We start from the raw sequence: 13,774 nt of genomic DNA on the forward strand, positions 1-13,774 counted from the left end.
ATGAGCATGGATGCACCGCGAACCATGGCCTTTCCGATTTTCATGTATCACAACATCGCGCAAGCACCGGGCGGCCTGCGCCGCTGGCGCAGCCTGTATGTGAATCCGGGTGCGTTCGCGCGCCAAATGTGGCTGTTGCGTCGATTCGGCTACACCGGACTATCGATGTCGGCGGCGATGCCTTATTTGCGTGGCGAGAAGCAAGGCCGAATCGCGGTGATTACGCTGGACGACGGCTATGCGGACAATCTCGACAACGCGCTACCGATACTGCAGCAGTACGGCTTCAGCGCCACTTGCTATGTCGTCAGCGGCGGCATCGGTCAGTTCAATCAGTGGGATGCCGAACGCCTGGGCGTACGCAAACCGCTGATGACGCCGACGCAATTGCGCGATTGGCATAACGGCGGCATGGAGATCGGCGCGCATACACGTACCCATCCGCGCTTGACCCAATGCAGCGATGCGCAGTTACACGATGAAATCCACGGCAGCAAGTCGGATCTGGAAGACTGCCTCGGCGCAGCGGTCACTCAGTTTTGCTACCCCTACGGCGATATGGATGACCGCGTTGCCCGGGTGACTGAAGAAGCCGGCTATACCGCCGCCACGACGACCCAGCGCGGCCGTGCCGCAGCAGGTATGAATCTGTGGCGGCTGCCGCGGGTGCAGGTCGCCCGCCATCACGTCTTGCCGCAGTTCGCCATGCGCGCGTTCAGCGGCTACGAAGATCGGCGACGGGCATGAAATTCCTATTCGTCGGCACGAATCCCGAGCACACAGGGGCGGCGACCCATTTCATCGCCTTGATTCAAGCCGTCGCCGAAGCGGGCCATCAAGTGAGCGTGGTGGCGTATCCCGACGGACTGATCGCGCGCGGGTTGGCCCATACGAATGCGCGCCTGTATCCGGCGAAGTTTCGCAATGTGTTCGATCTGCGCGGCTATGCCGCGACATTCAAGGCCGCACGACAACTAAAACCCGACATGCTGGTCGGTAACTTCGGCAAAGAATATTGGCCGCTGATCCTGATGGGACGTCTATTGCGCGTGCCGGTAACGCTGTTTCGCCACCGCACGCCGCCGATGAGCCGGCTATCGGGCTATCTGCTTCCACGCCTGGCCAAGCATTTCTTCGCGGTATCCCAACATGCACGCCAGGCTTATCTCGATTGCGGCATCCCCGGCGATCTGGTGCAGGTGCTCTATAACCCGGTAAACATGGCCCAGTGCCGGCCAGACCCGCAACAGCGCCGCGAAATCCTGGATTCGCTCGGCCTGGGCGATGACGCGATCGTGCTTGGCTATGCCGGCCGCATCCATGGCAGCAAGGGCATCTTCACCCTGCTCGAAGCGGCAGAGCAGGCGATGGCGAGCGAACCGCAACTGCATTGCTTATGGCTGGGCCATGGCCCCAGCTCGCAAGAACTGCACGAGCGAATTACCGCTGGTGCATTCGCCGAGCGGCATCATGTGCTGGGCTGGATCAACGACGTACATCCTTATTACACCGCTCTTTCGATGCTGGCGTTTCCGTCGATCGCGACCGAGACGTTTGGGCGCGTTTCGGTAGAAGCGCAGGCCTCCGGTGTCCCGGTATTGGGCAGCGACATCGGCGGCATCCCCGAAACCCTGTCCCCCAACGTGACCGGCCTGCTGCTGCCACCAAACGATGTCGGCGCATGGCGCGATGCCATTCTCAGCATGTGCGATCCCGCGCGCCGCATGCCGATGGCGGCGGCTGCCCGCGATTTCGTGCAACAGCATTTCAGCACCAGCGTGATCGCGGACGAATTCGTGAAGCTCTTGCGCGATAAACCGCCCGAACACAGCTCAGCGAGCCATCCACTGCAGCAACCACGCGACAGTAGTGCGCGTTAGAACCTGAGCCAATGCTTTCCGGCTATTTAGACGTCGATATAGCACGGCCCATCTGACAACCAGACCCCTGGCGACGCATGCCGCCAGGGGTGTTATTTACCTGCTATGGCCGATCATGGCGCGTTGACGAAGGCCTTCCATGCGGCAAGCAGATTCTTCGCATTCACCGACCCAAGGCCTGTAGCAAAGCTCCAGCCGGGCTGCGACGCATAGGCTGCCGTCTTGGGGGTGTATACCGTGGCGCTGCTCGACGTCAGACCTACCTGGACTGGGCCATAGATCCCCTGGAAATTCGCGATCGTTCCGTAGAAATAGCAATCGGGACTGACCACGGCCGGGAGCTGCTGGATGCATTGAGTGGAAATACCGCTACGCGTCACATTGTGAAACACGCATTTGCCGGTGCCCTTGGGGCCGTTATCGGCATTGCATACGTCCAGCGAGGGCGGCGCCGCACCCGTTGCACCACCGTATTCCTGCGCCGCCAACGCATACAGCGTCGGTGCGGCATTGCCCTGATTCGCCGGCAGGCCGCGTGCGGCCAGGCCTTGATCGATCAGTGCCTGGATGCCGGCAAACATCGGTGCGGACAGCGAGGTACCGCCCTCAAGGCTCACTGGAGCGGTGAATCCCGGCACGCACGGATTGGCCGCGGTACAAATAATCGCCCAGGTATAGCCGCCATACGAACCGGCGAACAAGGACACGTCCGGGACATCGCGCGACTGATCCTTCGCCGCGTTATGCACCTGCCGCTGCCATGCCGGCTTGCGATCCACCGAGGACGGACCGCCGCTGCCCGCTTCGGAGGTTACGTAATACCCGTTGGGGTCATAGATGAGATATTGCTTGCAGAACGCAAGCGCACTGGGTTGCCCGGCGAATTTAGCCGCCAATGCATTGCCGCAGGATTGGTTCCACGGAATTTCCGGCACGTAGGAAAGTACCGACCCATACTCCGAATTGGTCGTTTTGCTGAAGTACTTGCTGCTGGTCTTATCCAGCACATCGGCGGTATCCGTGCCACCCACGACGGTGACATTGGGCGACGTACCGAACGAGTTGGCGTCCAGGCCGGCCCCGTTGATAAAGCCGCCATTGAAACTCGGATTGCTGCCGGAGTCGCCGCTGGAAACAAACACCGAAATACCTTCAGCATCGGCCTGCGCCCACATCAGATCGATCGCGGCCTTGCTGGCGGCATCGGTAAAGCCTTCGCCGTAGCCGTAACTGGCACTGATGATGTTGGGGCGTTTGGCGCCGTTGATGAGGTTGGTCGCCGCGGTAAATACACCGCCAAAGAAGTTGCTGCCGTTGGAGTCAGAGCAACTGGCGACCACAATATTCGCACCCGGCGCCATGGCCGTCGACCACTCCGCATCGAGCAAGGTCTCGGTGTCATCCTCGCCAGGATTGGCAATCGTCGGATCGATGCAATTGGTCATCGGTGGCGTCGCTTGCGGCTGAACCTGCGCAAACGTGCCGCCATAGCTGGCAAGGTTGAATTGACTGACGAAGTTGGTCCAATCGGCCGGCACCATCGACCCGCCTTCGACCAGCGCGATCGTGATGCCGGTACCGGTCACGCCACTGGCGCGCAATTGGTCGACGCCATACATCTTGGCCATGTCATACGGCACCAGCCCACGCACACCGCCCTGAAAGCTGACGGCCTCGGGGTTTGCCACCAGGTTATGGACGGTCGCCGGCTGCTTGACTTTGAACCGCTGGGTGGCTGCATCGAATTGCGCCAGCTTAGGCGCCACGTGCAACGCCTGCGGGTGCAAATCATTGAGACCGGCAACGCCGACGACCACATCCCGCAACGCCGTCGGAATGCTGATATCGCTCGCATTCGCAATATGGCTGACCTTATTGATGGTGTAGTGGTTCTCCTGCGTATGGAAGGCGCGCTTCACCAGGCCCGCCGTGCCGCTGAAATCGATCTGCATCTTGTTCGGGTAAACGCCGTGGACGGTGAAACCCTGCGCCGTCAGCCACGACTTCACCGCGCCGATATCCACATCGGCAACACCAAACGTGGCGCCGTATTCTTCAGGGGTCAGCCAGGTATGAAATTTCGGTGACTTGGGATCGTGCTGGGCTGCGATCAATGCGTTCAACGCTCCCTCGCGCAACGCGCTGCGCTGGAGTATGAGCTGCATATGGTTCATGGGGGTCGAGTCGGCCACGCTGGCCGTGGGCTGTACCTTGGCAACGAGCCCCAGATGACTCTTTTCGACCGTCGACAAAACGCTGCTATCGATGGTCTTCGTCACGCGAGGCATTTCTACCGTATTGAGATCGGCAATGGCCACATTGGGCGTCGTTACCGGCTGCGCCATGGCAGCCGCTGGCAGCGCGGCAATCGCCGCAGCAATGGAAGCACACAGAATCAGATACTCGTTTCGCATGTAGTTCTCCTGGAAACTTTCAATGAAAAAAGCGAGGTCCCCTGTTTTTTGAATTCGTCACTCTACCGATCCATTCATTAGTTACGTCCCGACCTCCTTTATCGTTACGCCATAGAAAATCAAGGCAAAAGACACCCGCCGCGCTGCCATACCGGCAACGCGGTTCTCCTTGAAGGAGACCTGTCACTTTCAATGAAACGAGGGTGCCCCCCGGCATCCGCCCGCCAACGTCCCACGCATCAATCGCTCTTGAGTGTAGGAATATCTATCGAAAAATCGCAATGCGCGTGAAAGGAATTACGCAAAAACACCCGACAAAGCCAACAAACCAAACACAATCAATTACCTGTAAAAACAGTCCATTTATTTCCATCGATTTAAACCATGACTCTGACAACGCAATAAATTTCGCGCTATCGTGATAATTCACATGGAATTCACGGCGAATTGGCGCAACCGCCCAAATCATGCTTGCTGCAATAAATTTCGACGCCGTAATTTATTACTTCAGCCATTTCGCACAAATAAATGACGGCTGAATAAATAAGAATCGTTATCGCGTGCAACCTTGCCACGACGCGTCATCGACCGCGCAGCCGCTTATCTGCTGCGCATGCCTTTATCGGGCCCCACCTTTCGTTGGGCCTCGTGCAACTTCGCATACTTCAAAAACACGTAGAAAGCACCGGTCATACTGGCGACGAAGCCAGCCCAGCCATCCAGGAAATAACGCTTGCCGAGGTATTGCCGCAGAAAGAACCATGGCGGATAGAACACCATGCGCAGACCGGTGAACCGCTGCCCTTTGCGCAGCTTATGCGCAACCATTCGGGTGGTGTAGCTATTAATCTTGTTCATTCGCGTGGCGATATCGACATCGCCATGATTGATGAAGTCGGCGCGCCACAAGGTCTTGACCGGGCCATCGACCTCCACCGCCGAATGCACCTCGACGTGGTTCATGCGACCGCGCCGTCGATCGAACAACCGCAGCAGACCGTTGCGGCGACCCCAACGATGCTGCACTTTCCAAAACAATAACTCGCGGCGCGGCAAACGAAAGCCGGCATAGCGAGGCGCCACCAATGCCTGCTCGATCACCTCGCGCGTACCGGCCGATAAAGTTTCGTCGGCATCCAGATTGAGAATCCAGTCGTGCGTAGCCAAATCATAAGCACGCTGCTTCTGTGGGCCGAATTCGTCGAACGGATGCACCGAGACACGCGCGCCATAGCGTTCGGCGATCGCCACGGTGTCATCCGTCGAGCCCGAATCCAGCACCACGATCTCTTCGGCCCAGGTCACCCCGCGAAGGCACGCATCCAGCGTGCCGCCGTTGTTGTAAGTGATGACCACTACCGATAACGGTTCACGCGCCATGCGGCGACTCCTCACTGGGTACGACATAGAGCGCGGCGCACCACAGGCCAAGCAACCATGCAAACAACAAACCCCACCATGCCGAATAAAAAGCCAGATGGGTATTGAGCGGAAACAGCATCACACCAAGCGCCAGACTCGCCGGAAACGCCCGCGCGCGCGCGGCCGCACCCGCACGCCACCACGCGCGCAAAGCCAGCACAGCGCCAGCCAGCCATAGCAGCAAGCCCAGCCCACCGGTTTCGGTCAGTACCTCAAGCACGACCTGGTGCGCATGGCAGGCGCCCTCGCCGACACCGCAGGCCTCGGCGACCACGAAGTGATCGTTGGCCGGTGCGAATTGTGGATAGACATAGCGAAAAGCCCGCACGCCAACGCCATTGACCGGGTGTGCCCGCGCCATGCGCAGGCTGGTGCGCCAGATATCCAGGCGCCCGGCGAGCGCCTCGTCCAGACCCTGCGGAGCGCCGTTAAAAGCGCTCAAGGTGCGCTCCATGCGCGCATGGAAACGCCCCGATGTATTCCAGGCAATGCCACCGGCGAGTGCCAGCAATACGGCTCCGCCGGCACACAGCAACGCGAAGCGACGCAGCGAGCCAGCCTCGCGCCAGGCAAAACCCAGGGCGACCAGCCCATAGCAAAGCCAGGCCGCCCGCGACCCCGACAGCAATACCGGCCCTAAAACCAGGACCAGAGCGAGCAGCAGGCCCTTCAATCCCCACCGACGGCGTGCCGCCCATAGCGCAAACGGCGATAGCACGGCCAGCGTCGGACCGAGCTTGAGATTGGCCGCACCAAAGATGCCGGAAATGCGCTCGGCCTCGGCCTGCCCGCCCAGACTCCAGCCGGTAAGCGCCTGCACCCAGGCGTCGAACACCCACACGGCCAGCACGGCAGCGATTGCCATATACAACGCGGAAAGCTTTTCTTCTCGACGTATCGCGAAGCAGGCGTAAAGACCCAAGGGGACATAACGCAGCAACGCGGCCACGGTCGACCAACTTTTGCCTGGCGCTGCCGAACCTATGGCCGAAATCAATGCCGCGCCGATATAGGCGGCAAGCAGCCATAGCAGCAATTGCGCACCGGGATGCTCGTACAGGGCACGCGGGTGGCGCACGAACAGCAAGGCCACGCCGATCAGACAGAGAAAGGTACCTAGCTCGGCGCTACGCCCGAACGGCAATAAGGCTACGACCAGCCAGAATGGCAAGAGTGGCGAACGTAGGGCGGCCTTCAGGAGGGCGAACGGACTCATCGGTAACCGGGTTAGCTTTAGCTCACGCATTGTAGGGGGCGTGGCCGACGTTAACGATTATTGACGGCGCGGGGGTCATCAACCACACCGATAATCAGCGCACGAATGTTGGGCATCGCTTTGCTCAGCCCAACCTACGCGACTGTAATCCTCACGCGGCAATGCGTAATACGTAACCTAATACGTAGGTTGGGCTGAACAAAGTGATGCCCAACGTTGCGCAACGTTGAGGCTGGCCCCGACACCCAACATGGCACGCTTTTGACGTTCGCCGCGACCCCTACAGCGCGCAACGTTGGGGTTCGCTTTGCTCACCCCAACCTACGCGACGACCTCTTCGTAGAGGGCCAGGGTGGCGTGTTGCATGTCGGCCAGGCGATAGCTTTGCAGCATGGGGATGGGTGGTGCCACGCGCAGAAGCTCGGCGGCACGTTCCACCAATCGCTCTTTGTCACCTAGCGGCACCCGGCCAGCGGGATACAACTCCGCCAGCAACTCGCCTACGCCGCCATGCGCATAGCCAAGCACGGGTCGGCATAACGACAAGGCCTCGACCACCGTGCGGCCGAACGATTCGGGCTTGTTGGACAACTGCAACACCAAGGCGGAGATGGCATAGATGTCGCGGATGTCGGCACGTGCCGGGGCGAGTACGACTTGTGCCGCCACGCCGCTAGCCTCGATCAACTCGCGCAGCTCTTGCGCGTAGGCTTCGCGGCCGGGTTCGATCACGCCCAGCAGCAGCAACCGTGCATCAATGCCGCGATGCTTCAACTCGACCAGCAGCGCGATGGCATCGTGATGCCCCTTCAAGCGTGTGCCGCGCCCAGGCATCGTCAGCAGAGGTGCGCCAGCCAGGCTGGGATATTCGGCAAAAAAAGCCTTCTGCCAGGCATCCTCGGGCCGATGTCCATAGGGAAACGCCTCGGGATCGATACCGCGCGGAATCACTCGCACCCGCCCCGGCTCTAGCCAGCGATAGTGGCTGAGTACAAAGTCGCGCAAGGTTTGAGAGACCGCGATGATGCGTTCGCCGCGCAGCAGAATCGCGCTATAGCGACCCGGTGAATTAAGCCCGTGCACGGTGGTGATGAAATGCGCCGCGGGCGTCAATCCCTTCATGGCCCACCAGCCCAGCCAGGCCGGCAGCCGCGAACGCGCATGCACGATGTCCGGCTTAAGCTCACGCAAGCGCCGCCGCAATGCGCCAAACCGGGCCAGCGTGCGTAGCGATTTGCTGCCAATGTCCAACGTGATGTGCTCGCTGCCCTCGGCCTGCAGTTGCTCGACCAGGCGCCCGCCGGCTGAAATCACCACCGAGCGATGACCGGCCTGGACCAGCGCGCGGCCGATTTCCAGCACAGAGCGCTCCGCGCCGCCCGAATGCAACGCAGGGATTAGCTGGACGACAGTCAGCGACCTGGTGGGCATGGCGACAGCGGACATGGACTCTTCAATGAAAACCTTCATCCCACGGCACAAGCAGCAATCGTGCCGAAACCTCACCTACGCGGGCGTTTCGGCCCGGCATCACGGCTCAATCGTCAGTCGCGCAGGACGTAATACGCGCCGCAATAAGGACATTTCGACTCGCCGCCGTCATCGACGATCGGCAAATAAACCTTCGGGTGCGAGTTCCATAGCTCCATACCGGGCATCGGACAGGACAGCGGCAGGTCGGCGCGCGTCACTTCGTAACGATTTTCGGCATTTGCCGGAATCAGCGGTACGGCCGCGGCAGGGGAACGCGACATGGAAAAACTCCAGACTAGACATCGGGCCGCAGATGGTAGCAGGCTGCACCCGCCCAGGCGTTGCCGGGAATGGATAAGGGCTGATCGGGCAGCAGCGTCTGAACGGTCATACAGATTGTCATGGAACAGACCCAGTATCTGTCTGCCGACACCGAGCGTCGGCTATCTGCATTGAGGGGAATAACGTGGATTTCACCAAGATCATCGCGCGGGTCAAGGCTATCTTGACCACGCCACAGACCGAATGGCCTGCCATTGCGGCCGAGCCGGCCAGCGTTACCGGCTTGTACAGCGGCTATATCGCCATCGTAGCGGCACTCCCTGCGATCGCCAGTTTCATCAAGGGCAGCCTGATCGGCTTCAGCCTGTTCGGTGTCACTGTGCGTACGCCGTTCGGCATGGGCATCGTCGGCATGGTCATCGGCTATGTGCTCAGCCTGGCGCTGGCCTATGTCATGGCACTCATCATCAGCGCTCTGGCGCCCACCTTTGGCGGCCAGAAAGACCAGGTACAGGCGCTCAAGACCGTCGCCTATGCATGGACCGCCTATTGGGTGGCCGGCGTTGCCTCCATCGTGCCTTGGCTGGGTTGGCTGATCGGCATCCTCGGCGGCATCTATTCGATCTACCTGCTGTACCTGGGCCTGCCGCACACCATGAAAGCGGCGCCGGAAAAAGCCGCCGGCTATACCGCCGTGAGCGTAGTGATCGCCGTCGTGTTCGGCTGGATCATCGCCATGATTATCGGCGGCGTGATTGGTGCGGCGGCCCTCAGCGGCGCGGCACTGAGTGGCACGCACGTCACCAGCAGCGATGGCAGCGTCACCGTCGATGAAAGCAGCGCCCTGGGCAAACTGGCCGCGATGGGCCAGCGCGCCGAGCAAGCCAGCAAAGAGTTGGAGGCCGCGCAGAAATCCGGCGACAGCGCCGCGCAACAAGCAGCCATGGGCAAGGTGATGGGTGCGGTATCGGGCGACAGCAAGGTGGAGTCACTGCCCGTCGATCAGATCAAGGCCTTTCTGCCCGAGACTTTGGCGGGCCTGAAGCGCGAGAGCGCCTCAGCCGGACGCACCAATACCATGGGCATGCAGGTTACCGAGGCGCAAGCGGTCTACACCGATGGCAACGGCCATAGCATCAATCTGCAAGTGTCCGACACCGGCAGCATGAAAGGCATGATGGCCATGGCCAGCAGCTTTGCCGGCGAGTCGGAGAAACAGACCGACCACGGCTACGAAAAAACCTATAACGACTCCGGCCGGATGATCCACGAAACCTGGGACAACAGCAGCAAGAGCGGCGAATTCAGCATGATCGTCGCCCAGCGTTTCACCGTGCAAGCCAGCGGCAACGCCGACAGCATCGACCAGCTCAAGCAGGCGGTCACCAGCGTCGACCTGTCGAAGCTGGAATCGTTGAAAGATCAGGGCGTCACGAAGAACTGATCGCGGGAACGGGGAACGGGGAACGGGGAACGGGGAACGGGGAACGGGGAACGGGGAAAAGCCTTAAAAGCAGAGGCAGAAAAGCAAGAGCAAAACAAAGAAAGATCAAAAAAGAACGCGGCGCCGCAAGCACCCATCAGTCTGCATGTTCCCCGTTCCCTGTTCCCCATTCCCGCTCCAAAAAAAAGCCCGCGCCGTTACCGACGCGGGCTTTTCATATCGCGCTACCGATGAACTTACTGAGTAGCGTCGGCCTTCGGCACGGCACCTTCGGTGGTGATGCGGATCTTGATTTCGTCACCGACGTTCGGCACATAGGCGCCGATGCCGAAATCGGAACGCTTCAGGCTGGTGGTGGCATCGAAGCCGATCGCCTGCTGCTTCAGCATCGGGTGCTCGCCGCTCTTATTGAGCTTGGCGTCCAGCACTACCGGCTTGGTCACGCCGTGCACGGTCAGGTCACCGGTAACCTTGAACTTGCCGCCGCCGAGCGGCTGCACCTTGGTGCTCTTGAACGTAGCGGTGGGAAATTTGTCGGCATCGAAAAAGTCCGGCTTTTTCAGATGTTCGTCGAGCTTGGTCACGTGCGTGTCCAAGTTGGCCAGTGGCAAGGTCACTTCAACCGATGACTTGGCCGGGTTTTTCTCGTCGAACACCAAGGTGCCGTCGCCGAGACCAAAGTTTGCGCTCGGGTTGGAGTAGCCGAAATGGCTCCAGCTAAACAGCACATTGGTGTGTGCCGGATCGAGCTTGTAGGTCACCGGATCGGCGTGGGCGGCGACAGTGGCGCCAAGCAAACCGGTAATGAGCAGATAACGATATGCACGCATTAGGTATTCCTCTGAAGGTGGGGCTGCTTAAAGGCTGACGGCGCACGCCGCCAAGACACTAGCCTTAGACGATCTTGCAAGCCTCGTCGAACGACAGACGCGGGCTGCGTGGGAACAAATCACGGCTGGCATCACCGTAACCGATATTAATCATGAAGTTCGACTTGATCTTGGTGCCGGCAAAGAACGCCTCGTTGACGCCGTCCTGATCGAAGCCCGACATCGGCCCGCAATCGAGCCCGAGCGAGCGAGCCGCGGCAATGACGTAGGCGCCCTGCAGGCTGGCGTTACGAAATGCGGTGGCATCGATCAACGGCTGGTTGCCGGCGAACCAGCTACGGGCATCGGCATGTGGAAACAGCTTGGGTAGCTGTTCGTAAAACTCATAGTCGATGGCGATAATCGCGGTGACCGGCGCCACCAGGGTCTTGGCGCGATTGCCATCGGACATGAACGGCGAGAGCTTCTCCTTCGCCTCTTTCGACCTCACGAACACCACCCGCATCGGCGAGCAGTTCGCGCTGGTGGGGCCGAACTTGGCCAAATCGTAAAGCTGATGCAGTTGCTCATCGCTGACGTCTTTGGGCAGCCAGGCGTTGAACGTGCGGGCAGTACGGAACAACTGGTCGAGGGCCGTCTCTGAAAGCATCTCGCTCATAGGTATCCTTTTTTGACAAGCGCGCCGCCGAGGGCGCTACGATCGTCAAGTGTAAACGCGTGCGACGGCACGTAGGCCTACGGTTTGAGGAACGTACTGTGCTGTTTCAAGAAACAATGCTCGTCCCGCTGCCTGCACGATGAGACTACACGGGGAATGCTGGGTCATTACCGACCATGCCGCAGGCAACCAGCGGCAGGCGTTGGCGTTGGCCGAACAGTTGGAATTACCCATACGCCATCTGATCCTGGAGCCTCGGCCGCCCTGGTCCTGGCTCGCGCCACGGCTGCTTCCCGGCATGCGATACGCCCTCACCCCCGCCCAACGCGAACAATTCTCCCCACCATGGCCGCGCCTGGCTATCGGTTGCGGACGCGCCGCTGCCTTGTTCACCCGCAGGTTGCGCACGCTTTCCGGGGGCCATTGCTACACCGTGCAAATTCTCAACCCGCGGATCGATCCGGTCCATTGGGATAGCGTGATCGCGCCCGCGCACGATCGCCTCAATGGCCCCAATGTGCTGCGAACGCTGGGTTCATTGCATGCCGTCGACGCCGCCTGGCTGGACGATGGCCGCGAATCCTGCCCCACCCTGGCCGACCTGCCGCGTCCACGCGTCGGCGTGCTGCTGGGCGGGCCGCGCCAAGGCATTCCCTTCGACGCCGCCTACACGCAACAGCTCGCCGAGCGCCTGCTGGCGCGTTATCGCAAAGAAGGCGGCAGCCTGCTCGTACTCGCCTCGCGCCGCACGCCGCATGCGTCGATCGACATCATGCGCGCGATGCTCAGCGACGTCCCCGGCCTGATCTGGGCCGGTCGCGACGATGGCCGCAACCCCTTTCCCGGCGTGCTTGGCTGGGCCGATCGCCTCGTGGTCACCCCCGATTCGGTAAACATGCTCTCCGAGGCCTGCGCCGTCGGTTGCCCGGTACACACCCTGGTCGTGGCACCTCTACCGGCGAAAATCGAACACTTTCATCGTGCATTACGCGAAACCGGACTGCTGCATGACCTGGATGCCACGCCCCCGGCACAGCAAAAACCATTGCGCGAGATAGCGGCGATTGCCGAGGAGTTATGCAAGCGCATCGAAACCCATCAGCGAGCCACCGACGCACATCGGTAGGTTGGGCTGAACGAAGTGATGCCCAACGTTGCGCAACGCCGGGGTTCGCCGCACTCACACCAACCTTGTATTTTAAATTTGTCCAAGTCCCTCTTGGACAAAAGTGTCTGAATGCCGTCCCCCGGAGCAGTTATCACCTTGGACGCGTTGATCGTCTGGTACGGCCACACGCAGAATATCTAGCGCTTGGAAACACCCCGGACGGACAACGAGCGGCTTACGGTGAATGGTTTCGAGAGGCGATCAGGGAGGATCGATTGAACGAGATACGCGCTTATGTGCAGCAGCAACGTACATGGGGGACAAGTCGCTTTCAGACATCGATTGAAGCTGAACTTGAGCGAGTTACTACGGTTCGACCGCGAGGCCGGCCGAAAACCTAAGCTCTCGATAATGCCACTGACCCCTTACTTACCCGACCCCTTACTTACCCCCCGTTGTCCTGATGCCCTGGCTTCCAGCGAGCTTCGCCATCCGTACCGCGCTTGAGTATGCTCATAGCTCAAGCGCCTTGGAGAATGCATCGGATGACGACCTTGTCTGCTATCGGGGGACTGCTGTTTTTGATCGTCGTCTGCGCTTTGGCGATGTCGGCGCTGGCGTGGTTCATCATCAACAAGGTCTCCAACAAGATTCTGAAAGAGCAGCGGCGGATCATCGACAAGGTCTCCAATAAAGCACTGGAGCAGCGTCTCCACCGCGAGGGCGTCGCCACAACCGCGCAGGTGCTCGACGCCGCCGATACCGGTAGCCGCATCGATGCCATTTTCATCCTGACGCGCTTGCAGCTACAGGTCGCGGCGACCGAAGGGGTGGAGGAATTCGTGATCGAGATCGTCGTGCCGCTGAGCCCGGTGCGGGTTGCCCAGATCGTACCTGGCACCACGGTGAAAGTCCGGGTCGATCCGGTCAGCCGAGAGGTGGTGCTGGATCAACCGCGCAAGTGAGGGCAAACAAAGGTACCAGAGTCATTATCTGGCACTTGGATCAGGCATCGGCTATAACGCGGAAGGCGTAGTTCGACGAAGG

General features: G+C 60.3%; 12 protein-coding genes. 5 read left to right on the top strand and 7 right to left on the bottom strand.

All coding sequences use genetic code 11. From position 1 onward, the window contains the following. Positions 1-24: 24 nt before the first annotated feature. Positions 25-747, top strand: coding sequence for a polysaccharide deacetylase family protein (locus DVJ77_RS17790; protein WP_380039194.1), 723 nt, complete (start codon positions 25-27; stop codon positions 745-747). Then, the gene (locus tag DVJ77_RS17795; RefSeq protein WP_114846874.1) at positions 744-1,880 is read left to right on the top strand and encodes a glycosyltransferase family 4 protein; all 1,137 of its coding nucleotides are present in this window, start codon (positions 744-746) and stop codon (positions 1,878-1,880) included. Before DVJ77_RS17790 ends, DVJ77_RS17795 begins: the two co-directional genes overlap by 4 nt. A gap of 113 nt (positions 1,881-1,993) precedes the next feature. Here the strand turns inward: DVJ77_RS17795 and DVJ77_RS17800 are convergent, their stop codons facing one another. The 5 genes from DVJ77_RS17800 to DVJ77_RS17820 all read right to left on the bottom strand — a co-directional run bounded on the left by DVJ77_RS17800 (position 1,994) and on the right by DVJ77_RS17820 (position 8,686). Then, entirely contained in the window at positions 1,994-4,294 is a 2,301-nt protein-coding gene (locus tag DVJ77_RS17800) for a S53 family peptidase (RefSeq protein WP_114846875.1), read from the bottom strand. A gap of 600 nt (positions 4,295-4,894) precedes the next feature. Next, on the bottom strand, positions 4,895-5,674 hold the full coding sequence (locus tag DVJ77_RS17805; RefSeq protein WP_114846876.1) for a glycosyltransferase family 2 protein: 780 nt from the start codon (positions 5,672-5,674) through the stop codon (positions 4,895-4,897). Next, positions 5,664-6,932: an O-antigen ligase family protein gene (locus tag DVJ77_RS17810; protein WP_114846877.1), complete on the bottom strand. Its 1,269-nt coding sequence runs from the start codon at positions 6,930-6,932 to the stop codon at positions 5,664-5,666. The genes DVJ77_RS17805 and DVJ77_RS17810 overlap by 11 nt, the downstream gene beginning before the upstream one ends. 321 nt (positions 6,933-7,253) lie before the next feature. Further along, on the bottom strand, positions 7,254-8,378 hold the full coding sequence (locus DVJ77_RS17815) for a glycosyltransferase (protein ID WP_114846878.1): 1,125 nt from the start codon (positions 8,376-8,378) through the stop codon (positions 7,254-7,256). Positions 8,379-8,476: 98 nt separating this feature from the next. Further along, on the bottom strand, positions 8,477-8,686 hold the full coding sequence (locus tag DVJ77_RS17820) for a zinc-finger domain-containing protein (protein ID WP_114846879.1): 210 nt from the start codon (positions 8,684-8,686) through the stop codon (positions 8,477-8,479). Between the two features lie 185 nt (positions 8,687-8,871). Here DVJ77_RS17820 and DVJ77_RS17825 point away from each other — a divergent pair, with 185 nt between their 5' ends. Then, on the top strand, positions 8,872-10,131 hold the full coding sequence (locus tag DVJ77_RS17825) for a Yip1 family protein (protein ID WP_114846880.1): 1,260 nt from the start codon (positions 8,872-8,874) through the stop codon (positions 10,129-10,131). 236 nt (positions 10,132-10,367) lie between these two features. Here the strand turns inward: DVJ77_RS17825 and DVJ77_RS17835 are convergent, their stop codons facing one another. Together DVJ77_RS17835 and DVJ77_RS17840 are read right to left on the bottom strand one after the other, a co-directional pair. Next, positions 10,368-10,961, bottom strand: a complete 594-nt coding sequence (locus tag DVJ77_RS17835; RefSeq protein WP_114846881.1) for a YceI family protein — start codon at positions 10,959-10,961, stop codon at positions 10,368-10,370. Positions 10,962-11,025: 64 nt separating this feature from the next. Continuing rightward, positions 11,026-11,619, bottom strand: coding sequence for a malonic semialdehyde reductase (locus DVJ77_RS17840; RefSeq protein ID WP_114846882.1), 594 nt, complete (start codon positions 11,617-11,619; stop codon positions 11,026-11,028). A 139-nt stretch (positions 11,620-11,758) separates the two neighbouring features. Between DVJ77_RS17840 and DVJ77_RS17845 the strand changes: the two genes are divergently transcribed. Both DVJ77_RS17845 and DVJ77_RS17850 read left to right on the top strand, forming a co-directional pair. Beyond that, a complete protein-coding gene (locus DVJ77_RS17845) occupies positions 11,759-12,745 on the top strand; it encodes a mitochondrial fission ELM1 family protein (protein WP_114846883.1) in 987 nt (328 codons plus the stop codon). Positions 12,746-13,272: 527 nt separating this feature from the next. Further along, positions 13,273-13,692 (top strand): hypothetical protein, encoded by a 420-nt coding sequence (locus DVJ77_RS17850; RefSeq protein WP_114846884.1) that lies wholly within the window; start codon positions 13,273-13,275, stop codon positions 13,690-13,692. The last annotated feature ends 82 nt before the right edge of the window (positions 13,693-13,774 follow it).

This window comes from Dyella tabacisoli (assembly GCF_003350925.1).
GTDB lineage: Bacteria > Pseudomonadota > Gammaproteobacteria > Xanthomonadales > Rhodanobacteraceae > Dyella_C > Dyella_C tabacisoli.